This window comes from Bacteroides oleiciplenus YIT 12058 (genome assembly GCF_000315485.1).
GTDB classification, from domain to species: domain Bacteria; phylum Bacteroidota; class Bacteroidia; order Bacteroidales; family Bacteroidaceae; genus Bacteroides; species Bacteroides oleiciplenus.
Genome location: NZ_JH992940.1, coordinates 492,259 through 516,368, shown reverse-complemented (window position 1 = coordinate 516,368; position 24,110 = coordinate 492,259). Strand labels below are relative to the sequence as shown.

Annotated in this window: 20 protein-coding genes and 1 tRNA gene; 13 read left to right on the top strand and 8 right to left on the bottom strand. The window is 42.9% G+C overall.

Features of this window, described 5'->3' with window-relative positions; translation table 11 throughout:
• The first annotated feature begins 228 nt into the window (after nt 1-228).
• From HMPREF9447_RS02055 to HMPREF9447_RS02035, 5 genes are all read left to right on the top strand, one after another.
• Entirely contained in the window at nt 229-1,791 is a 1,563-nt protein-coding gene (locus HMPREF9447_RS02055; RefSeq protein WP_009127592.1) for a cobyric acid synthase, read from the top strand.
• The gene (locus tag HMPREF9447_RS02050) at nt 1,784-2,815 is read left to right on the top strand and encodes a threonine-phosphate decarboxylase (RefSeq protein ID WP_009127590.1); all 1,032 of its coding nucleotides are present in this window, start codon (nt 1,784-1,786) and stop codon (nt 2,813-2,815) included. Before HMPREF9447_RS02055 ends, HMPREF9447_RS02050 begins: the two co-directional genes overlap by 8 nt.
• A 10-nt stretch (nt 2,816-2,825) precedes the next feature.
• A complete protein-coding gene (cbiB, locus tag HMPREF9447_RS02045; protein ID WP_044137631.1) occupies nt 2,826-3,857 on the top strand; it encodes an adenosylcobinamide-phosphate synthase CbiB in 1,032 nt (343 codons plus the stop codon).
• Between the two features lie 102 nt (nt 3,858-3,959).
• Nucleotides 3,960-5,831 (top strand): tetratricopeptide repeat-containing sensor histidine kinase, encoded by a 1,872-nt coding sequence (locus HMPREF9447_RS02040; protein WP_009127586.1) that lies wholly within the window; start codon nt 3,960-3,962, stop codon nt 5,829-5,831.
• Complete coding sequence (locus HMPREF9447_RS02035) at nt 5,831-7,792, top strand: sensor histidine kinase (RefSeq protein ID WP_009127584.1); 1,962 nt, start codon at nt 5,831-5,833, stop codon at nt 7,790-7,792. Before HMPREF9447_RS02040 ends, HMPREF9447_RS02035 begins: the two co-directional genes overlap by 1 nt.
• Here the strand turns inward: HMPREF9447_RS02035 and cobC are convergent.
• The 4 genes from cobC to cobU form a co-directional block, all read right to left on the bottom strand.
• On the bottom strand, nt 7,789-8,337 hold the full coding sequence (gene cobC / locus HMPREF9447_RS02030) for an alpha-ribazole phosphatase (RefSeq protein ID WP_009127582.1): 549 nt from the start codon (nt 8,335-8,337) through the stop codon (nt 7,789-7,791). The two genes, HMPREF9447_RS02035 and cobC, sit on opposite strands and share 4 nt — an antisense overlap.
• An 8-nt stretch (nt 8,338-8,345) precedes the next feature.
• Nucleotides 8,346-9,134 (bottom strand): adenosylcobinamide-GDP ribazoletransferase, encoded by a 789-nt coding sequence (gene cobS, locus HMPREF9447_RS02025; protein ID WP_009127580.1) that lies wholly within the window; start codon nt 9,132-9,134, stop codon nt 8,346-8,348.
• Nucleotides 9,135-9,138: 4 nt separating this feature from the next.
• Nucleotides 9,139-10,176, bottom strand: a complete 1,038-nt coding sequence (cobT, locus tag HMPREF9447_RS02020) for a nicotinate-nucleotide--dimethylbenzimidazole phosphoribosyltransferase (RefSeq protein WP_009127578.1) — start codon at nt 10,174-10,176, stop codon at nt 9,139-9,141.
• Nucleotides 10,177-10,240: 64 nt separating this feature from the next.
• A complete protein-coding gene (gene cobU, locus HMPREF9447_RS02015) occupies nt 10,241-10,750 on the bottom strand; it encodes a bifunctional adenosylcobinamide kinase/adenosylcobinamide-phosphate guanylyltransferase (protein WP_009127576.1) in 510 nt (169 codons plus the stop codon).
• A gap of 94 nt (nt 10,751-10,844) precedes the next feature.
• Here cobU and HMPREF9447_RS02010 point away from each other — a divergent pair.
• A tRNA-Gly gene (locus HMPREF9447_RS02010) sits at nt 10,845-10,917 on the top strand.
• A 271-nt stretch (nt 10,918-11,188) separates the two neighbouring features.
• Here the strand turns inward: HMPREF9447_RS02010 and HMPREF9447_RS02005 are convergent.
• Together HMPREF9447_RS02005 and HMPREF9447_RS02000 are read right to left on the bottom strand one after the other, a co-directional pair.
• The gene (locus tag HMPREF9447_RS02005) at nt 11,189-11,446 is read right to left on the bottom strand and encodes a hypothetical protein (protein ID WP_009127575.1); all 258 of its coding nucleotides are present in this window, start codon (nt 11,444-11,446) and stop codon (nt 11,189-11,191) included.
• 519 nt (nt 11,447-11,965) lie between these two features.
• The gene (locus tag HMPREF9447_RS02000; protein WP_009127573.1) at nt 11,966-13,087 is read right to left on the bottom strand and encodes a hypothetical protein; all 1,122 of its coding nucleotides are present in this window, start codon (nt 13,085-13,087) and stop codon (nt 11,966-11,968) included.
• A gap of 310 nt (nt 13,088-13,397) precedes the next feature.
• On the opposite strand from HMPREF9447_RS02000, the gene HMPREF9447_RS01995 reads away from it, so the two are divergent.
• The 4 genes from HMPREF9447_RS01995 to HMPREF9447_RS01980 all read left to right on the top strand — a co-directional run bounded on the left by HMPREF9447_RS01995 (nt 13,398) and on the right by HMPREF9447_RS01980 (nt 16,830).
• The gene (locus tag HMPREF9447_RS01995; protein ID WP_009127571.1) at nt 13,398-13,742 is read left to right on the top strand and encodes a hypothetical protein; all 345 of its coding nucleotides are present in this window, start codon (nt 13,398-13,400) and stop codon (nt 13,740-13,742) included.
• A 12-nt stretch (nt 13,743-13,754) separates the two neighbouring features.
• The gene (locus HMPREF9447_RS01990) at nt 13,755-14,879 is read left to right on the top strand and encodes a glutathionylspermidine synthase family protein (protein WP_009127569.1); all 1,125 of its coding nucleotides are present in this window, start codon (nt 13,755-13,757) and stop codon (nt 14,877-14,879) included.
• A 112-nt stretch (nt 14,880-14,991) separates the two neighbouring features.
• Complete coding sequence (gene proS / locus HMPREF9447_RS01985) at nt 14,992-16,485, top strand: proline--tRNA ligase (RefSeq protein WP_009127568.1); 1,494 nt, start codon at nt 14,992-14,994, stop codon at nt 16,483-16,485.
• Between the two features lie 162 nt (nt 16,486-16,647).
• Nucleotides 16,648-16,830, top strand: coding sequence for a hypothetical protein (locus tag HMPREF9447_RS01980; protein WP_009127566.1), 183 nt, complete (start codon nt 16,648-16,650; stop codon nt 16,828-16,830).
• 75 nt (nt 16,831-16,905) lie between these two features.
• On the opposite strand, the gene HMPREF9447_RS01975 is transcribed toward HMPREF9447_RS01980, so the two are convergent.
• Nucleotides 16,906-17,670: a hypothetical protein gene (locus HMPREF9447_RS01975; protein WP_009127564.1), complete on the bottom strand. Its 765-nt coding sequence runs from the start codon at nt 17,668-17,670 to the stop codon at nt 16,906-16,908.
• Entirely contained in the window at nt 17,645-18,451 is an 807-nt protein-coding gene (locus HMPREF9447_RS01970; protein ID WP_009127562.1) for a metallophosphoesterase family protein, read from the bottom strand. The genes HMPREF9447_RS01975 and HMPREF9447_RS01970 overlap by 26 nt, the downstream gene beginning before the upstream one ends.
• A gap of 309 nt (nt 18,452-18,760) precedes the next feature.
• Between HMPREF9447_RS01970 and HMPREF9447_RS01965 the strand changes: the two genes are divergently transcribed.
• The 3 genes from HMPREF9447_RS01965 to HMPREF9447_RS01955 are packed head-to-tail and all read left to right on the top strand — an operon-like array spanning nt 18,761 to nt 24,101.
• A complete protein-coding gene (locus HMPREF9447_RS01965) occupies nt 18,761-19,438 on the top strand; it encodes an ABC transporter ATP-binding protein (protein WP_009127561.1) in 678 nt (225 codons plus the stop codon).
• Between the two features lie 11 nt (nt 19,439-19,449).
• Nucleotides 19,450-21,759 (top strand): ABC transporter permease, encoded by a 2,310-nt coding sequence (locus HMPREF9447_RS01960; RefSeq protein WP_009127559.1) that lies wholly within the window; start codon nt 19,450-19,452, stop codon nt 21,757-21,759.
• 14 nt (nt 21,760-21,773) lie between these two features.
• On the top strand, nt 21,774-24,101 hold the full coding sequence (locus HMPREF9447_RS01955) for an FtsX-like permease family protein (protein ID WP_009127557.1): 2,328 nt from the start codon (nt 21,774-21,776) through the stop codon (nt 24,099-24,101).
• Nucleotides 24,102-24,110: the final 9 nt, after the last annotated feature.

The following is a 24,110-nucleotide window of genomic DNA, read 5'->3' as shown; positions in this document are numbered from 1 at the left end:
ACAACTATATTTCATTCTTACAATAGCTATTGTAAGAAACATTAATAATTTATGTAAGAATAATAAGATGCAAGGAAATTATTAGTTCATCGCATGTTTAATATTAGTTCATCGTATGATTAATGTTAGTTGATTGTGATGTTGGAATTAGTTGGTTATATTCTCGCTTCCTCTTCACCTGCTTAATCGGAATTTTGCACTATCTTTGTCCCCGTTAAAACAGATTATATGAAGAAACTTCATCCTATTATGTTTGCCGGAACTGGTAGCGACGTGGGCAAAAGTATTATTGCCGCTGCTTTTTGTCGCATTTTTCGTCAGGACGGTTATCATCCGGCACCGTTCAAGGCACAGAATATGGCACTCAATTCCTACGCTACTCCTGAAGGACTGGAAATTGGTCGTGCTCAGGCCGTCCAGGCCGAAGCCGCAGGTGTACCTTGCCATACGGACATGAATCCTTTATTATTGAAACCCTCTTCCGACCATACCTCACAAGTAGTGCTCAACGGACGTCCCATCGGCAACCGTGATGCTTACGACTATTTTCGTGTTGAAGGCCGTGATGAACTGCGTCGTGAAGTCTGTACTGCTTACAACCGTCTGTCTGCCCGCTACAATCCTGTTGTGCTGGAAGGTGCCGGGAGCATTTCCGAAATAAACCTTCGCGATACCGATTTGGTCAATCTTCCTATGGCACTGCATGCCGGAGCAGATGTTATCCTTGTGGGAGACATCGACCGGGGCGGTGTTTTTGCCAGTGTCTATGGTTCGCTCATGCTGCTTCGTCCTCACGAAAGGGAACGTATTAAAGGTATCCTTATCAATAAATTCCGTGGTGATATTCGGCTGTTCGAGTCCGGAATAAAAATGCTCGAAGACCTTTGCGGTATCCCGGTGGTAGGGGTGGTTCCTTATTATAGGGATATATATATCGAAGAAGAAGACTCTCTGGCGCTTGCCACAAAATCCGTACAGGCGGAACAGGGTAAAGTGAACATAGCCGTTGTCCTGTTGCGCCACCTCAGCAACTTTACTGATTTCAATGTATTGGAACGCGATCCGCGCGTCCACCTCTTTTATACCAACAACACTGACGAACTGGCAAAAGCCGATATCATTCTCTTGCCAGGTAGTAAAAGCACTCTTGCCGACTTGCACGAACTGCGCCGTAATGGTGTGGCACAGGCCGTCATCCGTGCTCATCGCGAAGGCGCCGTTGTCATGGGCATTTGTGGTGGTTACCAACTGATGGGGCAAGACGTTTGCGACCCCGACCATGTGGAAGGAGAGATAGAACGACTGCCGGGATTGGGCCTTTTGCCCGTCAGCACCCATATGACTGGAGAAAAAGTTACTCGGCAAGTCCGCTTCCATTTGAATGAAGAATTAAAAATGAAGAATGAAGAATCGGGCTGCACCGCCACACCGAATGGTAATTCTCAATTTTCAATTTTCAATTCTCAATTTCTCCAAGGTTATGAAATCCACATGGGTACCACCGTTCCCACTCACAATGCCCCGGCTTCCCCACTGAATATTCTGGAAGACGGCCGCACTGACGGTTATTTTGTTGACCGGACTTGCATGGGAACTTATATTCATGGAATTCTTGACAATCCCTCGTTCATCGACTTCCTGCTGGAACCTTTCGCCGATAAACTTGCTGATGCCGGGAAATCTTTCGATTATCACCAATTTAAAGAAGAACAATACGATAAACTCGCCGACCACGTGCGTAGCCATGTCGACATGCCGCTTATCTATAAAATACTGACAACCCATGATTGAAGGACACGGAGACGACTCCTATAAATATCAACATCCGATAACTGCTAATTTCAGCTCCAATGTCTATAGCAAAGTAGATCTTACTGCACTGAAAGCATATCTGTGCGCACGGATTGACGCTATCGGGAATTATCCTGAACCGGAACCTTATACGCTTGAATCCCGCCTTGCGGACAAGTATCACCTGCCTGCTGATGCTGTCTGTGTGACAAACGGAGCCATCGAAGCCATATATCTTATTGCACAGACTTTCAGAGGGACGAATACCGCCATTTTGCAACCCACCTTTAGCGAATATGCTGATGCCTGCCGTATACATGGGCATCGGGTTACTTCTTTATATCAACTTCCTGCCCCGGAAGACGGATACCTTCTGCCGGAAGAAATACGTATGCTCTGGCTCTGTAATCCTAATAATCCAACAGGGATGGTGGTAAATAAAGAGTATCTGACGGAGTTAATCGAACGTAATTCGCAAGTCTGTTTCATCATCGACCAGTCTTATGAGTACTTCACCTTGCAACCGCTATTCACTCCGCAAGAAGCTGCGGAATATCCGAATGTGCTATTGCTGCATTCCATGACCAAGCGATACGCTGTTCCCGGTCTGCGTCTTGGGTATATCACGGGTGATGCGGGTTTGCTCAGTCGCCTGCGCACTCATCGTATGCCCTGGTCGGTCAACCAGCTTGCCATTGAAGCCGGACTTCATCTTTTGGAATACGATGTACCCAATCCTCTGAATGTTCCTGCCTATTTGCAGGAAACAGCCCGTTTGCGTGATGCTTTGGAGCATCTGGGAAGTCTTGAAATATGGACAACGGAAACTCATTTTATGCTGGTTCGCCTTCGTTTTGGCAAAGCTTCCGCTTTGAAGGAATACCTTGCTAATGAGCACGGCATTCTTATTCGCGATGCCTCTAATTTTGAAGGTTTGGATGAACACTTCTTTCGCGTTGCCACTCAGACATCGGAGGAAAATGACCGTCTTGTAGAGGCAATAGGACAGTGGCTTGAAAATTAATATGGATACAATGGAAGATATACTCATCATTATAGGCATTGTGTTTAATCTCAACCTGCCTCTGCTTGTAGCCTGGCTTCTCGACCGATGTCTGGGTGACCCTGCTTGGTTGCCCCATCCCGTCGTAGCATTCGGCAAGATGATTTCATTCTCCGAACATCTCCTTAACAAAGGGCAAGGCCGAGGCTTGAAAGGTGCATTTGCTGCCATCATCCTTGTGCTTGTTGTTTATTTCGTTGCTTTATATCTGCTTCGCTGGGCTGCCGTATTCTCTCCGGGGCTGCTTCTTTCATTGCAAATACTTGCCATCTTTTTTTGTCTGGCAGGCACCACCCTTGTTCGCGAAGTCCGTATGGTATTCGAAGCTGTAGACCGTTCTCTGGAGGAAGGCAGGACACAAGTCGCCCGCATTGTTGGTCGTGATACTTCTGAGCTGTCTGCCCAGGAAGTGCGTACTGCTGCCCTCGAAACTCTTGCGGAAAACCTCAGTGACGGAGTGATTGCTCCCTTATTCTGGTATATGTTTTTAGGCGTTCCAGGCATGCTTGCTTATAAGATGGTGAATACACTTGATTCTATGATTGGTTACCGTAATGATCGTTACCGCGCTTTCGGTTGCTTTGCTGCCCGCCTGGATGATGTGGCAAATTACATTCCTGCTCGTCTGACTGCCCTGCTTATGATACTTGCCGCTGTCCCCCGGATACGAAAAAACACTCCACTGCATCTCGTCGCTGGAGGTGATTCCCTCCAGCCGGGCGGTTTACCGGCTTTGTTGAAGTTTGTTGGCAGATATGGAAATCAACATGCCAGTCCCAATTCCGGTTATCCCGAAGCTGCTCTTGCCGGTATTCTGGATTGTCGTTTTGGTGGTCCGCACAACTATTTCGGCGAAGAAGTCTGGAAACCTTATATTGGCAATAACGGTCGCCTCTTAACTACGGAAGATATGAAAATAGCAACCCGTATTAACTTCCGTGCCGAAGGACTTATGATAATAATCCTGATATTAACTACTATTTTAGTCTCTTTTTTCATTTAGCTATTTACATTTTTTGGCTCTTTAGAAAATATTGAATATATTTGCCAGCGTATGCGGTGAATGACAACACAAACACCAAACAGCACGAAACAAACAAATTTCATGAGAAACTTACTAAAACATCTCATTCTTCATATCTTATGCTTTGGCTGTATTTTTCCTTTATCAGCAAGGGAGGATAGTCCGGCAGAAAACATACGCGGCACTATACAAAATAAAATGATAGATGCCTTTCATGACAGCATGGGCTTCGACTATCTGACAAAAGAAGAAAGTGAGGTTATCAATCTGGACAGTATCTTCGATTATCTGGAATCTACCAAACAGTATGGAACTTATTTTGAACTGGAGCGCATACTCATAAAATCGTCTCTTTTCCGAGGAGAAATTCGCCTGGCCATTGACAGGAGCGAACAGATGTATTCCAAGGCAAGTGCTCTTTCCCATACTTTGGGAACCGCTCTTGCGCTGAATGCTATTGGTGAGGTTTATTCCTATACCGGGCGTAACAAGGAAGCCGGCGCTGCCCATGAGCAGGCATTGGAGCTGTTCGACCAGATGCATAGTGAAGAAATACACGTCCGCATGTTGCTGGTAGAGCTAATAGAATACAATCTCCGCATCCGTGATTTCCATCAGGCTGCACATTTTATGACTCGTCTGAATCGTTTTCCCGTAGAGAAACTCTCCAGTCAGGAACAAGCAGTCCGGCACATTTTTAATGCTTATTGTCAGCTTTTCAATGGCTCTGTGAAGATAGCCCGCCAACACTTGGATGAGGTGGAATCTATGAAGGGAAAGCTGGTGCCCGGTATAATGCAACATTTTCTGATTGCCGATGCTATGTATTGGGAACGGATTGGTGAGTATGAGAAATCCCTGACTACTTATGATGCTTTTCTCAATACTAACTATGCCGAAATCAACAGTAGCTTGTATAAGGAAGTATTACAAAATAAGGCGGATTTGCTCATAAAGATGGGACGCAAGGAAGAAGCATATGAACAATATGGTGCAGTCTTTTCATATATCAAATCATCATTCGAGAAAAACTATCCTAAAGAGATAGACCAGCTAACTACTCGTTTTCAGGCCGATCGATTGACTTATCAGAATGAGCGTGACCGTTTGTTTTCCTATCGCCTTTACTTGGGAGGTATTGCGGTCTGTACACTTGCTCTGTTACTTTTTCTTTATCTTAGCTGGAAAAAGATTTTCCGCCTGAGAGAATCAAAGCGTTCGCAGGAAGTAATGATACAAAAGGCGGAACGAGCCATTCGGAAGAAGAATATGTTTCTTTCTAATATGAGCCACGAAGTGCGTACGCCACTCAATGCCATTGTAGGTTTCTCCGCTGTGCTGGCTTCGGATGATGATTCGTTCGATGAAGGTTCACGCAAAGAATTTTGTGAAATCATCAAGGTCAATTCTTTCCAGCTTCTGAAACTGATTAATGATATCCTTGATTTCTCCGATTTTGAAAGTGATAATATAACGTTTAATATTCATCCTTATGATGCCGTGAAGCTTTGTAAAGAAGCTACGGAAACCGTGTCCGCTTCTCGTAAACTTGAAGTAGAGTTACGTTTTGATACGGAGCTCTCTGAGTTAATGATAGAGACGGACGATGCTCGTCTTCGCCAAGTCTTGATTAATATATTGGTGAATGCCACTAAATTTACCAAAGAAGGGTCTATCGTATTGAAGTTGGAATTGTCCGATCGCAATACAGCTTTCTTTTCTGTAACCGATACAGGTTGCGGTATTCCACTTGAAAAACAAGGCGTGATTTTCGAACGTTTCGAAAAATTGAATGATTTTGCACAAGGAACAGGTCTGGGACTTTCCATTTGCCAGTTAATCGTAACTCACATGAGAGGGCGGATATGGGTAGACAGTAATTATACGCAAGGTGCGCGTTTCTGCTTTACGCATCCGCTGATGTATAAACTTAAAGCGGAGGGCATTGCATAATGAAGCATATCGTAATTATATTACTTTGTTTGTTGGGCATGTACCCTTATGTACTGAATGCGAAAGATACTAATGCGAAACAATATCAGGATAGTATCCTGAAAATAGCACAAGCCATGCCGAATACGATCGTCAAACTGACATATTTGCGAGATATGGCCTACAGGCATCAGTATGCCCCCTATAACAAGACTTTTTCCGCTGCCTTATATGAAGAAGCACGGACTCAGAAGAACATAACCTATAAGAATCTGGGTGCCTATTACCTAGCTTCTTGCTATGATAAACTGCATGACCCGGACAGTCTGACATATTGGGTGGATAAACTAAAAGCATATGCTCCTGAAGTGGGCACTTATGATTATTATTTGGAGCAGAAAGCAGCTATCAGCCGCGCTTTGGCTTCCAAAAGACAGATAGAAAAGGCTGTATATGTAGCAAAAGAAGCGTTGGAGGAATCTCTGAAATATAATAGCAATAATGGTGAAATAGCATCATATAACAGTTTGGGATGTGCTTATGGCGTATCCAGTAGAGTCGATGAATCTCTGAAAATCTTTCTGAAAGCCTATCAGCGTTTCACTCCTCAGACTAAAACCAACTTACGCGTGGATATTCTCTCACGCATCTCCCAAGTGTATGGAAATTCAGGAAGAGACAGCTTAAGGGCTATTTATTTGCGACAGATGGATGAGGTATTGCAGGAAGTCATCAGACGTGAACCCGAAACACGGAAGAACTGGAGTAATTTTGAAATCGACTGTCAGATAAAGTATGTTCTTTTATATATGAATAAGGGGACTTTTCATATTGCACAGGAACATTTAAACAAGGTAAAATCATTGCTGGAAGACCATGTTGACCCTGTTTTTTGGCTGAACGTCCAGCTTGTGCAGTTACAACATTATGCACGTACGAAGGAGTATGATAAAAGTATTGCACTGGTAGATGAGGTGACGCCTATCGTGCTGAATCATTATGTGTCTACTTTTGCCACGCTTATTAATTATAAGGCGTCCACCCAGATTAATAAGGGTAATATTGACGGAGCAATCGAAACAAAACGTTATCTGATACGGACTCAGGATTCATTGGATAACGCTTTCTCTGCAAACCAACTGCAACAGATGAAGGAAATCTACCACATTAACGATCTCCTTCTGGAAAAACAGAAGATAAAAGATACCAATTATAAGCAGGGCTTTTTGTTCCTTATCACACTGATGGTGCTGGTACTTATCTTTTATCTCTATACACGTTATTTATCCCGGAAGATTGTGACGGCTGAGAAGGTGACGGCTGATGCGGCTATGCAGGCGGAAGCTGATAATGTCACTAAGGACCGCTTGCAGTCTGAAATCAGTCATGATATACGTACTCCGCTAAATGTGGTAGTCGGTTTTGCCGAATTGCTGACGGAATCAAAAGAACTCACTGCGGAAGCAAAAGCGGAATATGGTAAGATGATTCAGGAGAATGCGGAGAATCTTTTGAAGTATGTCAACAGTATTTTGGAACTTTCACGTCTTGAGTCCGGTAAGACGCAATACGTGCAGGAAGAGTGTGAAGTGATAGCTCTGTGCCGGAAAGAAATGTCTATAGCTGAACAAGCTGGCAATGGACATATAAATATTCGTTTAAAGACGGATATTGAAAGTTTAATGATAAGCACGGACAAGAACTGGTTTTCTTCATTGCTATCCAGTCTGCTGGTTCCATCAGAGAATGATGGAGATACATATAACATTGTTATCCGCATCAAGCATGATGAAGAAAAAAATATGCTGTTCTTTAGAGTTATCGGTACACCTCTTGCCAAAATGCGCTTTGAGAACAAGACGGCATTAATTCGTCATGAAATTAATGCGCATTTTATTCATGCCTTTGGCGGGATTTATAAAGTGCAGGCAGATACTTCAGAAGGACCATTGGTGTCGTTTAGTATTCAGGTGAATAGTTAATTAGTCAGTTTCAAGCTAATAATTCCTCCATATGGAGTCAGGGCTTTGAATGCTTCTTCTGTTTTTATTGTCCCTGCATAGAGTTGTGCGCAGATCAATACGCCGCCATGTGCAAAGACAGCTACTTTTTCATAATCTTTTTGTTGCAATTCATTCAAAAAGTTGGCAACACGTTGGTATTGCATGGCAAATGATTCGCCATTTGTAGCACGCACATTCATATAGTCAGCATACCATTCTTTCAGTTTCGGATCGGTTATTTCATCGAATTTCTTCATTTCCCAGTCACCAAAATTAATTTCCATGATGCGGTCGTCGCGTTCGGCATCAGGATAACCACAATAGGTAGCAAGACGTACGCAGCGGGATAGGGGACTGGTATATACATGGTCGAAACTTTTGCTTTTCGGAAGATAACTTTTCAGATTTTCTGATGTGATAGCAGCTTCTTGTTCAAAACTATTGCGTAAGGGAACGTCTGATTGTCCGTAGCATACTCCGAGAGGAACATCGACCGAGGTATGTCTGATTAAAATAACTTCCATAGTATATACTATTTAAAATAAGCGTTGATTAAATCCGGATTACCGTATCTGTTGTATGTATATGTCAGAATCGCAGCACCAAGGTAGAATGAAAGTTCGCAAAGCAGAAACGTAGCCCCGCAGCAATCTCCTGTATAGCCTTGTAAACGGCGTTTCATCAGTCTGCACAATGCGGTGAATGTGAAGAGTGGTAAACAAATTGCCGGCCAGAAAACCATTGGCAGAAAAAGTACAATAGGTAATAGACCACAGACAAAACCTGTCAAGGATTCTTGCCATGTCATACGGTCATAAACCACTTTTGCCTTACTATCTTCTTCTTTTCGGGCATAAGGCAAACTGTTGATGATTTGTGATGCACAGAATTTTGAATAACAATCACCGCAGATGACAAGGGCACAAATCAGTTTCAAAGGCAGATTCTCTAAAAGTAGGAACATCAACAGAAAATAGACAATCAGTCCTATAACGCCATAGCTACCTATATGCGAGTCTTTCATGATGGCAAGTGTCCGTTCCCGCGTGGTTCCTCCACCGAAACCGTCAAAAAAGTCCGCCAGCCCATCTTCATGCAGGCACCCAGTGACGAGTAGCCGGGATACTATTGCAAGAAGCCATGTAATAGATATCGGAAGAACCTGGGCAGTCAGCCATAATACGCCGACCATAATACCACCCGTCAGCCATCCGGTCAGAGGCCAGTAGGGAACGATTCGTTTGAAATATTCCGCTGGAACTTCCCTTATCCTCCAAAAAGGCAACCGCGTGAAAAAGATGAGTGCTGCAAGAATTTTCATATCACTAAAAATATTTTGTTATGGACGCATGTGCGAAGTTATCCATTTCGTTAATCATCCGTATGGCGGACGTCACAATGGGGTACGCACAGATAGCACCGGTCCCTTCTCCTAGGCGGAGTCCTAAGTTCAGAAGGGGCTTTGTACCCATATTATCAAGTAAGAGTTTATGTCCTGTTTCGTCTCCACAATGTCCGAAGATGGCATAATCCAATACTTCGGGATATAGCTTACTGGCGGCCAGGATACAGTTTGTCATGATGAAGCCATCTACCAGAATAATCATTCCTAATTCCGCTGCCTGGAGCATGCCTCCTACGGCCATCACCATCTCCAATCCACCGAAATAACGAATGATGTCGCGGGGAGAATTATCTCCTTTGTAGTTATCTAAAGATTGTTTCAACACTTCATATTTGTGGCGGATGCCCGCATTATCCAGTCCGCTGCCTGCACCTACACACTGTTCCAAAGGAATTCCTGTAAAACAAGTCATCCACATGGAAGAGGAAGAAGTATTCCCAATACCCATTTCTCCGAAACTGAGTACATTGCTGCCTTCTTCGTGGCAACGGCGTACAACCTCTGCACCACGTTCCAGACAGAGTTCCATTTCTTCTTCCGTCATGGCAGCTTCATGCAAATAGTTACGGGTACTTTTACGTACTTTCATATTGATAATACCTTTCTCATAAGGCAAATCGTAATCTACTCCTGCGTCTACTATTTTTAGTGTAAACCCATGCTGGCGACAAAGGAAATTCACTCCTGCACCGCCATGCAGAAAGTTACTGATTTGTTGCCAGGTAATTTCTTTGGGTGAAAGGCTGACACCTTCTTCCACGATACCATGGTCGGCGGCAAAAATGATGTTTTGCGGATGTTGCAGAGTAGGAGACAACGTTTGTTGTATCCATCCCATTTGTAGAGCCAGTTCTTCAAGAGTACCCAATGAGCCTTTCGGTTTGGTCAGGTTATTGATTTTGTCTATCAATGCCGGGCGGATACTCTCGTCCGGTCGCACAATTCTAAATGTTTTCATATGATTATTTCTTTATCGTTTTATCACTTTACTACCTTCATCACTCTATCACCTTACTACTCTTTTATTTCACCTTCACCGGAATTCCCGATACCATCAACCAAACTTCATCTGCTTGTGCTGCGATGTATTGATTCATCCAGCCCTGCATATCGGTAAATTTTCGTTGGATTTCATTATCTGAAGTCGCTCCCATGCCTATTTCATTAGTAACAAATATAAAGGTCGCATCTTGCTTTGTGAAATGGTCGAATTCTTCTTTGGCGGCAGTCAAAGCACTATCTGTATCAGCATTTACATCGAAGAAGAAGTTGGTACACCACAAAGTTACACAGTCTATTAATATGGTTCGTCCAGACAATTGGTGACGGCTTAATTGCTTTTCTTCCTCAATATTTGTCCATTCCTGTCCACGTCTTTGTTGATGGCGGATGACACGTTGACGAAATTCTTCGTCCCAGATGCGTGCAGTAGCCAGATAAACGGGGGTAGAGGAAAGACTTAATGCCATTTTTTCTGCATAAGTACTTTTACCCGAACGGGCACCTCCGGTGATGAGTATAATTCGTTTCATGGATTTTTCACTTTTGTGGCTGTAAAATTACATTTTTATTTTTGAATATAAAAAACTTCTTTTTACCTTTGCACCGTCTTTCTAAGAAAGCAATGCGGCAGTAGCTCAGTTGGTAGAGCATCAGCTTCCCAAGCTGAGGGTCACGAGTTCGAACCTCGCTTGCCGCTCGATTGAAAATGAGGCAGTTACGATATCGTAACTGCCTCATTTTTTTATACTATAACTTGCTGTTCAACTACAAAAGTACATTTGCGGACAATAAACCACATCATTTTGGGTCAAATATGATTCGATTAAATAGGAAAGAAGAAAATTGAATATTATGAACTTGAGCATGAAGACTATAGAGATACATTATATGGCTTTAAAGGCTCTGTAACTTATAGTTATTCCAAAGACTTAATAAAGCTTAATCAAAAAGAAATCAGTAGCTCATCGTTAAGTCAATATAACGATATAAACAATAGCTGAGACAAACAGGCTTATTGTAGAATAGATAGTGGCGACTTTTGGCGATTTTTTTATGAGCTTCACGATGCCCATCAAAAGACCACCCAGTATAGGTATTAAAGTGCCAAGTGTTATTAATAGATTTCCATCACCATTAGGGTCTAATACGATACTCATAACGGCATAAACAGGGACAATGCTTGCCAATAGTGCGAGTGTTATGGTAGTTCTTGATATAGTTTTCATCTTATATAAATGTTTGATTAAGTTTATAGATAAATAATTAAGATGGGCTTCTCCGGTCCATTAAGCTGAACCAGAAAAAGAAGTGATATCACAAAAAAAGGCTATCTATCTCAGACAGCCAATCTTTTTGTTAACCTTAAATCTAATACTATGAAAAACACAGTACAAAGATACGGATTTGTAGGACTTCTGCAAATTTAGGAGATCAAATGGGCAATCTTATAACATGGTTTAAATAATGTATTGAAGTTGTTAACTATTAAGTGTTTAAAAGTTAAATATTAACTGATAAACTTATGAAAAGATAGATCAAATTCAAAGAAGAGAAGAATAAATATATGAATAGGAAAATAAATATGTGGTGAATGCAAGCTATTCATCTATGATGATGCTTAGGATAATAAAACTTACCAGCCACTAATGCGACAGAGTTAGGCAAAATAAAAGGGATGATACATTTTGTTGCATCATCCCTTCCCCTTTTAATCACCTAACTGTATCTTCTATGTATCCTCTTTTTTATTCTTCCCACCAATCAATCTCAGGATTATTCACATAATCCTTAAATTGGGGATATCTATTGTCGATAGCTTGAGTTTCATTGGCCCATTCCACTGTAGTAGGAACACTAAGCTTTCCAGGAGCTTTTCCTGTTTCTGCTTTCAGTGTTATTCCATTTACGGTAATTGGAATGTCGATTATGGTCTTGTTGGCATATCCTGTAAGCCTGAACATTACAGGAGGTATATTCTGATGTTTTCCGACTGCTGTATTCACCATTGTCCCTGTGCTAACACCCAAACGATTGTGAACTTCATTTTCTGCACTCTCTCCTCCAATGTACAAAGGTAAAGTTCCGCCGGCAGCCAGTAAAGTGATTACAGCATCACCACCTTCTACTATTGCGGCATCAAATACAACATCGTTAAAGTCGAAGTCTCCGACTTCCCCAAGATCCTCTGCCATAATTCGTCGGGCATTTGTATATTTTGCAGGAGTGATTTTAACTATCCAGTCGCTATAGTAGCTATCAGCGGCTTCTTGTTGATTAGGGTTTTGTCCGGTTGCTTCAAAGTCAAATCCGACATAATAAGCCCCATCAATATACTGGATGGTGTAGTTATAGTGTATTTTGCCATCTAAGGTGTTATTATATCCAAACTTAGATGTTCCGCTTTTTTGTATTAACATGATTACTCCATTACTGGAATTGAAGTTGTTGATGTGGTCATTATCACCATTTGGCAACACTGCAACCAAATAGTCCATATTAGCATGTGAACTACTTACATGCTGCACAAAAAAGTCTGACCAATTAATGGCGATAGATGTAGGGTTTTTATGTGTTTTAAACCACTCAGTTACCTTTTCCTTTTCTGCTGCTGTAATATCCTTTGGTACCTCAGTAAAGTCTTTCCATTGATTACTGTTAGGGTTGGCCACGCGTGTAGTAGGATTTTCACCGAACCCCCAGTCCTGGTCAGGCGAAATAGCTCCGTACTTCTTGATAAAAGCCGCTTCATACTGCGCCTTTTTCGAGTCTGCCGCTTTGGTGGGATCGTATACATCATTGTTGGAACAAGAAGAAAAGAATGCCACCATGACAGTTACTAAAACTAAAAAGTTGATTTTCCTGTTCATATCTCTTGCTTTTAATATTGTAAATGACTGAGATTTTCTATAATGCATCTTTAAAAGTTGTATCATGTGATACGAATATATAAAATTCTATTCATAAAACAAAGTAGCCGACTAAAAAATACAACTTTTTAAATATAAATAAGGAAGTATTCGCTCAGAAGGATAAAATGTCTCGATGTAGAATATAGTAAATACTGTCTAAATAAACACCCGATAGCATTTATTGTTCTGAAATTATATTGTGAATATCTGCATTAATTCTCTCTTTTTATATACTTTTGCCACTGCAAAAACAAGAGGATATAAGATCATGAATAAACGACAATTTCTTGCTGCAGCGATTTGCCTGATGTCACTTGCCGGATGTACACAAAAAACAGAGTTACCCGACAATCCCAAAGATAAGGAAGAGTACCGTGACAATCAAGGAAATAGCTGGATATACAATGCTATGCTGATGCGCTGGGCACTGATGCCTTCGATATCTAACGGACTCGCCACTACACATTATTATTATCCACAATCAGGTACTTGGACCGATGTGAACGGAGCACGTGTAAAGTCTCCTTCTAAAGTAAGTGTAAAGTCTCCGAAATCAAAATCAAGCGGAAGCGTATTTGGAAAGACACGCCGTTCATCCGGTGTTCATAGTTAACAAGTTGCATAGATGAAAAGAATACCTGTTATTCCGCGCATTGATTACAAAGAGAAAATAGAGGCGTTGGGATTTGATTTTCATGGCGATTATTGGCGTGAGGAGGCGTACTATTGCTTCACTGTAGATGAGATAAACAGTCTGGAAGAAGCTACTAGGGAAGCTTATCGCATGTATTGTGAGGCGGTTCAACATATCCTTGAATATAGATCAGGGTTTATGGAGCACATTCTGAATATCCCGGAAGAAGTATGCGAGCGCATTCGTGAATCATGGGATGCGGACGAACTGAGCTTATACGGGCGCTTCGATTTTATGCTGGCTAAAGACGGAACTCCCAAAATTCTGGAGTTCAATGCTGATACGCCTACTTCGCTACTGGAAGCTGCTATCATCCAATGGCAGTGGAAAGAAGATGTATTTCCTAATTGCGATCAGTATAATGGCATTCATGAAGGACTGGTACAATCGTGGAAGGATATTTTTCCGGAAGGAGGAGATATCCATTTCGCTGGAGCATTGGAGAATAATGAAGATACCGGTACTTTGCAATATTTGGCGAGTACGGCAATGGAAGCCGGGTTCTCTACCCGTGTGTTGGATATGGATGCCCTCAATCTGCAAGATGGGCGTTTTTTTGATCCGGCAGGTGAACCGGTGAAACGTTGTTTTAAACTCTATCCTTGGGAATGGATGGCGGATGAAAGTCCCGATGGCTGTTTGGCCGACGTAAAGTGGTTGGAACCTATTTGGAAACTTCTTATGTCGAACAAGGCTATTCTTTGTGTGTTATCCGACTTGTTTCCTACTTCTCCTTATGTACTTCCTTGCTATATGTCACGTCCGCAATCTGGACTCTTCTGCAAGAAGCCGATATTCTCACGTGAAGGTCACAATGTAAGTGTGCAAGAAATACGGAATTGGGAAGAACGGGTATATATTGCTGAAACAGAGGGGGACTATAATACTGGTGGCTATGTCTATCAGGAGTATGTATCCCCAACACCTTATGGTGGACGTTATCCGGTCATCGGTTCATGGGTAATAGGAGGGGAGCCTGCCGGTATAGGTATTCGTGAAAACCGTATGGAGATAACAGACAATATGTCGGAGTTCGTGCCACATGTCATCATGTAGTTGCAGCTTTTTTTAAATAGTGTGTTTATCAAACACACTTTTCGCACAAAATTTTGTACTTTTGCCGACTGTTTAATGGATATACCCGAAAAACTTAAAAAAACGATATAAAATGGCAGTAGAATTAAAAGACCTGACCAAACGCAGCGAGAATTATTCGCAGTGGTATAATGAATTAGTGATAAAGGCCGATTTGGCAGAACAGTCGGCTGTGCGTGGTTGTATGGTGATTAAGCCTTACGGATATGCTATCTGGGAGAAGATACAACGTCAGCTTGACGATATGTTCAAGGAGACAGGACACGTGAACGCTTATTTCCCTCTGTTGATTCCGAAGTCTTTCCTCAGCCGTGAAGCGGAACATGTGGAAGGTTTTGCAAAGGAGTGTGCAGTTGTTACACATCATCGCCTGAAGAATGCTCCTGATGGTAGTGGTGTGATTGTGGATCCGGAAGCTAAATTGGAAGAAGAGCTGATTATCCGTCCTACTTCCGAAACCATCATTTGGAACACATATAAGAACTGGATTAATTCTTATCGCGACCTGCCTATCCTGTGCAATCAGTGGGCTAATGTGATGCGTTGGGAAATGCGTACCCGCCTTTTCCTGCGTACGGCCGAGTTCCTTTGGCAGGAGGGACATACTGCGCATGCTACCCGCGAAGAAGCAGAAGAAGAAGCTGTACGTATGCTGAATGTATATGCTGAATTTGCCGAAAAATATATGGCTGTTCCTGTAGTGAAAGGTGTGAAATCAGCTAACGAACGTTTTGCCGGTGCACTGGATACTTATACTATCGAGGCTATGATGCAGGATGGAAAAGCTTTGCAAAGCGGTACGTCCCATTTCCTTGGACAGAACTTCGCCAAAGCATTTGATGTACAGTTTGTGAATAAGGAAAATAAGATGGAATATGTTTGGGCTACTTCATGGGGGGTATCTACCCGCTTGATGGGTGCGCTCATCATGACTCATTCTGATGATAACGGATTGGTATTGCCACCACATTTGGCTCCGATACAGGTTGTTATTGTTCCTATTTATAAGAATGCAGAGATGCTGCAGAAGATTGACGAGAAGGTTGCAGGTATCGTTGCTAAACTGAAATCTATGGGTATCTCAGTTAAGTATGATAATGCTGACAACAAACGTCCGGGCTTCAAGTTTGCTGATTATGAACTGAAAGGTGTGCCTGTTCGTCTGGTAATGGGCGGCCGCGATCTGGAAAACAATACAATGGAAGTGATGCGCCGCGACACGCTGGAGAAAGAAACCCGTTCTTGCGATGGCATCGAAGAATATGTAAAAGACCTGTTGGAAGAGATTCAGACTAACATCTACCAGAAAGCGCTTGACTACCGCAATGCTCATATTACGAAAGTGGATAGCTACGATGAGTTCAAGGAGAAGATTGAGGAAGGTGGCTTTATCCTGGCTCACTGGGATGGAACGACTGAAACAGAAGAGAAAATCAAGGAGGATACAAAAGCGACCATTCGTTGTATCCCCTTCGAAACATTCCTGGATGATGATAAAGAACCGGGTGTTTGTATTGTAACCGGTAAACCGTCGGCTTGCCGCGCTTTGTTTGCTCGTTCATATTAAGAAAGAGAAATAAAATAAAAGGGAAAGGGCTGCACTTCGTAATAAGAAGATGCAGCCCTTTTTACATAATCATGATTTTACAATTTTGTCATACTGTTTACATGCCTCCGTAACACCGAATTCCCATCTTTGCAACGTAATAAAAAAAGAAAGGAGATTGATATGAAACTAAATAGAAACGATTATGCTATTGAGGCAACTGACGATGGCGGATATTACGCCTATCTGAAAAGTAATATCATGTGTAGCGCTTACGGTGAAACTTCCGACGAAGCCTGCGAGAACCTTAGCGACATTGTCGACGATTTTGTCAGCGACATGTATATGGTCGAAGAGTTCGTATAACATGTATTAAACTCTATAAATTCTCTTGAGGTCATATCTGCGTGATGCAGACATGATTTTGTATATATAACATGGTTAAAATAACTGTGTTTTCAGACCGAATGATAGACTGAGGTAATCTTTTGGTTTCAGATATTTGTTAACAAACGCACTTACCACATACAAGTCGCAGGTACTTATTTCATAGAAAAAGGTAACTGCTCTGGCACCCAATCGCCAATGTGGCGGAATGTCATACGTCAGTCGCTGTCCGAGGAAGACATGGATACGTACCCTGGATGAAAAGCCATAATATCCTTTGGGATAACGGTCGGGTTCATGTGTCCAAAATTCACTACCGAATACGGTGTTGAAATATACTCCACAGGCAAGTGGTTCTACCGAGAAATCTTTTCCAAGGTCAATGCTCCAAGGCATATAATTTTGCTTCAAGGTCATGGTGATCTTGTTACGTTTAGAATTATATTTAGGCAAGAAACCAAGAAATATATCTGTTTCCCATTGGTTACGTTTTCCGTAATCCCATCCGGTGCCTAAAGATAACAATCCCATATTACCGGCAAATTGTAGTTTCGTATGTGTGGGAATCAGACTTTCCCAGTGCTTCCGATAGCGATGAATGCGTTTGTCGTAACGACTGTAACGTTTATTGCTAACATCGGCACTATCTATTTTCACCCTCTCTTTTTCCATCCACACAGTATCATATTTCGTAATGATAACGGTATCTCTGAATACCTGGTGTGCTTCAATTGTTTTGGTTTCTTGTGCATAGCTCACTGATGAGCAAGCAAGGAGGGAACACATCAGTATTTTAGTAATAGACCACTTCACGCTCATATCCGTCAGGTGTTACAGTGAATATATAGTAGGTGCGGTTTTTCATACAGTCGTTCATGTAATACATCACGCCATCCTGAAATAGATCTTCTTCAAATAAACGATGTTCATGACCTGCCGTGCAGAATAGTAATCCGGGAAATTGTGTAATACTATACTGGAAAACCTGGGCTACATTGTTGTTGAATTCATAGCAGAAGGGACGAATGTGCATAGAGAATATAGTGCGGTCATACTCTTCACGACGATCTTCAAGTTGACTGGAGATAAAATCAAAGTCCGGAATAGGGCGTGAGTAATCATACTCAATGGCATTGGTATTCAGGCAGACAAACTTGATGCGTCCGGCAATAAAGGCAAAGTTGGGGTCACCAAAAATGGCACGAAAAGTGTCTTCCCCCGTACCGATGCAGTCATGATTGCCAATCAGGCCGACATAGGGAACTTTCAGCTTGTTCAATATGTCCCGTTGCCACAGGAATTCATCCGTGACTCCGAAGTCGCTAAAGTCTCCATCGTGGATAACGAAATCAATATCGTTTCGTTTATTGAGGTGGTTAACGAAATCTACGGTTTCATCATACCAACGTTGTGAGTCACTTAGGGTGGCAAAACGGATAGTGGTTTTATCCTTGCAACTTGCCTCTATCCTTTGAATGTTATAATTATTTATATCCGTCTGACCACTGATGCGCACATCATAAGGATGATAATCTATCATATCACAACCGCTCATGCATAGCCCTATAAGCGGGATGAATAGGAGTTTAGATAGTCTCATGTGTTACAATATTAACGTTATTAGTACCTTTTTGAAAACTGCGGGCAAATATAGAGTTTTCTTTTTGATAAATACCTGTCTTATCTTCTTTTTTTCTGTTCCTTTCGTATGAGGTTTCTCTTTACCGGCTGTCTAATTTTTGGACGGAGGTGTCTAATTATTAGACAGCAATGGTGGACGTTTGAAAAGCTAATTTATTGATAATAAACAGACTTTGTGCTTTGGCACGCTTTCTGTCCTAATATAAACAGGATATAGTAAAACTGTGAACAGTATAAAGAAATAGTAAATAATATAACAAAAAACATTATGATTGAAATTAATGACATCAGCAAAGTGTTCCGTACAACGGAAGTGGAAACAGTAGCATTGAACCACGTGAACCTCGAAGTGAAAGAGGGAGAGTTTGTAGCCATTATGGGGCCATCAGGTTGTGGCAAATCTACCTTGTTGAATATTCTGGGATTGTTGGATAATCCGACAGAAGGTTCATATAAGCTTTTAGGACAGGAAGTTGGCGATTTGAAAGAAAAAGAGCGCACACGTGTTCGCAAAGGTAAGTTGGGGTTTGTATTCCAGAGCTTTAACTTGATAGATGAACTGAATGTGTACGAGAATGTGGAGTTACCTTTAACTTATCTCGGCATCAAAGCTTCCGAACGTCGCCGAATGGTGGAAGATATTCTAAAACGTATGAATATCAGTCATCGCGCCAAGCACTTCCCGCAACAACTTTCCGGTGGCCAGCAACAGCGTGTGGCCATTGCCCGTGCGGTGGTTACCAATCCGAAGCTGATACTTGCCGATGAACCGACCGGTAACCTGGACTCCAAGAATGGCGCGGAAGTGATGAACTTGCTGACAGAGCTGAACCGGGAAGGAACCACTATTATCATGGTGACGCACTCACAACACGATGCAAGTTTTGCTCACCGCACTGTGCATCTTTTCGATGGTAGTATTGTGGCAAGTGTTGCAACGAATTAATAAAAAATGTGATGAAACAAATCTACTACGTAATACAAACTCTGCTGCGCGGACGTGGCTCAAACATCATCAAAGTCGTTTCCCTCGGGTTGGGACTGACAATGAGTATTTTGCTGTTTGCCCGTGTAGCTTTCGAGCAAAGTTACGATACTTGCTATAAAGATTATGATAATCTGTATCAGATATTTTCTATATTCTCTGCTGACGGAAAACAACTGGAACCTCAAAAACAGAATTGTGGCCCGGTAGCGGGTGCCATTCTTGAGAACTTCCCAAAGGAAGTGGAGGCAGCTACCAGTATTGCTTATTTCATTGGCGGACCGCTGTATAATGGCAACGTTCGTTTCGATGATGGAAAACTGCTGGCCGACTCGCTTTTCTTCCGTACTATGGGCATTGAAGTGCTGAGTGGAAATCCGGAAAAGGAATTGGTACAGCCGGATGTCATTTTTCTGAGTGACCGTTTAGCACAGAAAATTTTTGGTGATGAGGACCCCATCGGGAAAGTGTTAAGTTACAACAAAGAGCTACAATTTACAGTGAAGGGCACCTATGCTGCCTTGCCGGAAAACGCCACAATGCGTCCAGAGGGAGTTGTATCCATGCCCACTGCCTGGAGTCGTGGTTGGGGTAACTATTCTTGGCGCGGAGGTGACAGTTATTACGAATATATCCGCTTCCGTCCGGGAGCCGACAAAGAAGTAGTGAATGCCCGTCTGGATGCCATGATTCAGAAATATCGTCCGGAAGAAGACAAGAAAGCTTATGGCTACACTGCCTTTGTGAAGCCTATTCGCGATGTGTATCGTAACGAAGACCAAGTGAAACGTATGGACAGTATCATGAGCATTCTTGCCCTTGCTATTCTTTTTATTGCAGCGCTAAACTATGTGCTGATATCCATTTCTTCGCTTACTTACCGCGCTAAAGCAGTGGGCGTGCATAAGTGCAGTGGTGCAAGCGAAGGCACAGTATTTTCCATGTTCCTGTTGGAGACAGGTATCATTATCATACTTGCCCTGATGCTGATGGGGCTGATATTGCTTAACTTCCAGGAGTTCATCGAAGATACCACTGCTGCCAAACTAAGTGTACTCTTTGCACTAGATCGTATCTGGGTACCGCTTGCCGTAGCTTTGGTTCTGTTCATAGTGGGTGGGGTGTTGCCAGGTAGGTTATTTGCCCGGATACCCGTGTCACAAGTCTTTCGCCGCTACACGGAAGGAAAGAAAGGCTGGAAACGTCCGTTACTTTTTGTACAGTTTGCAGGCGTGGCTTTTATCTGCGGACTGATGTATGTGGTGATGGCGCAATACAATTATGTGAAAGATAAAGATATGGGCTACAACCCACGCCGTGTAGCAGTGGGGGGAGCTTATTTTGGTAAAGGCGAAGAAAGTGAACCAGCGTTGCAGTTCTTTCGTGGACTACCTTATGTGGAAGAAGTATCTTGTGCCGTCAGTACCCCTATCTGGAGTTATAGTGGCTCGATGATTCAAGGTGAGAGTGGACAATCGCTTTTCTCAACTCGTACCAGCCATGCGCCTGAAGATTATTTTAAGATGATGGGTATGACCATGAAGGAAGGTCGCCCTGCACGTGCTACGGATGAAATCGTAGTGAACGAGGCTTTTGTGGAGCGGATGCGTTGGGGAGATAAAGCTCTGAATCACTCGTTGCGTATGGAAGGTGAAAATTATAAAGTGGTAGGTATACTGAAAGACTTTCATATAGGTTCCTTTTACCAACCGCAGGATGTCATTATCTTCGGTTATACCCGTACCTTTGGCAACACCGTTCACGTACGGCTTAAGGAACCTTTTGCAGAGAATCTGCGTCGCCTGAATAAAGATGTATCTGAGGCATATCCGGACAAAACAATAGATTTCGACGGAATGGAGCAACAGATACTGGAGGGATATAATGCTGTGCGCGTGTTTAGTAATGCCACCATATTGGCGGCAGTGACTATGTTCTTTATCATGCTGATGGGCTTGATAGGTTACACCACAGACGAGGTGCGCCGTCGTTCAAAGGAAATTGCCATTCGCAAGGTGAACGGGGCGGAATCTATGGGCATATTGGAATTGCTCTCTAAAGACATACTTTATGTAGCCGGACCTGCCGTTATCATTGGTACGCTTGCTTCGTGGTATATTAATGGGATGTGGATGGACCAGTTTGCCACACAAGTGCCGCTTACCTGGGTTGTATATGTGCTGATTGCATTAGTCATTTTGATTATCATAGTCGCTTGCGTCATCTGGAAATCTTGGAAAATTGCGAATGAAAATCCGGTGAACAGTATCAAGAGCGAATAAAGAAATTTTAGAGTATGAAGCAAATCTATTATGTCATTCAAACGTTGCTGCGCGGTCGCGGTTCTAATGTCATCAAAGTAATTTCCCTTGGGTTGGCTCTGACAATGAGTATCCTGCTTTTCGCTCGCGTGGCATTTGAGAAGAGTTGTAATACCTGCTACAAGGACTATGACCAACTCTATCAGGTGCTTTCCGTCTGGACTGTAGATGGAGAACGTGACGACGAACCCAACGAGATGAACTTACCGGTAGTGGCAGGATTCATTCTTGAGAATTTTCCGGATGAAGTGGAATCTGCCGTCAATGTCTGCAAGTACATGGTCTTCGGTCCGTTGTATAATGGTAGTGTACGTTTCAGTGACTATAAGGTTATGGCTGATTCTCTTTTCTTCCGTACTATGGGGATTGAGGTGTTGACGGGAGATGCTGTACGGGAACTGCAACAGAAAGATGTTGTCTTCCTCAGTGACCGCTTGGCCCGGAAAATGTTCGGTGATGAAAATCCCATCGGGAAAGTGATAAATTATGATAAACAGATACAACTGACAGTGAAGGGCACATACGCAGCCCTACCGGAAAACGCAACCATGAATCCTGAAGCTGTCATCTCCATAGCCACAGGATGGAGCCGCGAGTGGGCGGAGAATACTTGGCAAGGCGGAGATTCTTACTTCCAGTATATCCGCCTGCGCCCGGGCGTGAAAATAGATGTTGAGAAGTTCAATGCCCGTCTGGATGCCGCTATCCAGAATTATATTCCACAGGAAGAAAAAGAGAGTGTGGGGTACACGGCTGTGATACAGCCTATTCGTGAGGTATATCTCAATAGCGATACGGTGAAGAGCATGATTTCTATCATGAGTCTTCTTGGTTTTGCCATTCTCTTTATAGTTGCGTTGAATTATGTTCTCATCTCTGTTTCTTCGCTTTCCTATCGTGCTAAAGCTGTGGGGGTACATAAATGTAATGGTGCTTCGGGTGGTTCGGTTTTCGGTATGTTCCTATTGGAAACAGGTGTCATTATTTTACTATCGATAGGGGTGATGGTGTTGTTGTTGCTCAACTTCCGCGAAATGATAGAAGAGGCTATGGAAGTTCAGCTAACCTCCCTTTTTGTACTGGGGCGCATTTGGGTGCCGATGCTGGTGGTGCTTGTGTTATTCGTCATAGGTGGTGTATTGCCCGGACGAATGTTTGCCCGTATACCGGTATCTCAGGTATTCCGCCGATACACCGAAGGTAAGAAGGGCTGGAAACGTCCGCTACTTTTTATTCAGTTCATGGGAGTAGCCTTCATCTGCGGACTGATGTGTGTGGTGATGGCACAATATCACTATGTGCTGAATAAGGAGACAGGTTACAATGCAAAGCATGTAGCTGTTGACGATCTACAGTTTGCCGATGATGCGGAACGGGATGTAGCCCGTCAGTTTTTCCGTGGTTTGCCTTATGTAGAAGTTGTCGAATCGGCAAGCTATCCGCCATGTATCGGAATGAGTGGTATGATGATACTGAATGAAAGCGGTAAATCTATCTTTTCGTCACGCTATTGCGTGGAGACCGAAGGCTATCCGCAAATGATGGGAATGGTGCTGAAAGAAGGACGCATGGCGCGTGAACGTAATGAAGCAGTAGTGAATGAGACTTTTGCCCGGATAATGCGTTGGGGAGATGAAATTCTGGGGCGTGTGGTACACAATGGTCATACCAGCCTTGGCGACCTCAAGGTAGTGGGAGTGTTGAAAGACTTTCATACAGCTTCTTTCTATGTTCCGCAACAACCGCTTATTGTCCGGTGTGGTAAGTTTGGCAATAGCATTCATATTCGCCTGAAAGAGCCTTTTGTCGAGAACCTGGGTAAACTGAACAGTCAGGCGTCCGAAGCCTTTCCGGGTAAAACCGTTGACTTTTATCCGTTGGAACAGGAGATGCAGGAGGCGTATAGCATTGTACGTGTCTTCCGTGATGCCATCATATTGGCAGCCGTCGTGATGCTTTTTGTAATGCTGATGGGATTGATAGGTTACACTACCGACGAAGTACGTCGCCGTTCCAAAGAAATTGCTATCCGTAAGGTGAATGGTGCTGAAGCATCAACTATATTGGAATTGTTGTCGCGTGACGTGCTTTATGTGGCAGGACCGGCAGTTATTATCGGTGCCGTAAGCTCGTGGTATGTCAACAGGATATGGATGGACCTTTTTGCGGTGCAGGTACCGTTGGGCTGGCCTGTATATGTATTGATAGTAATTGCCAATCTGGCAATAATCACGACATGCGTCATTTGGAAAGCCTGGTATATCGCCAATGAAAATCCGGTGAACAGCATCAAGAGCGAATAAGTCATAATT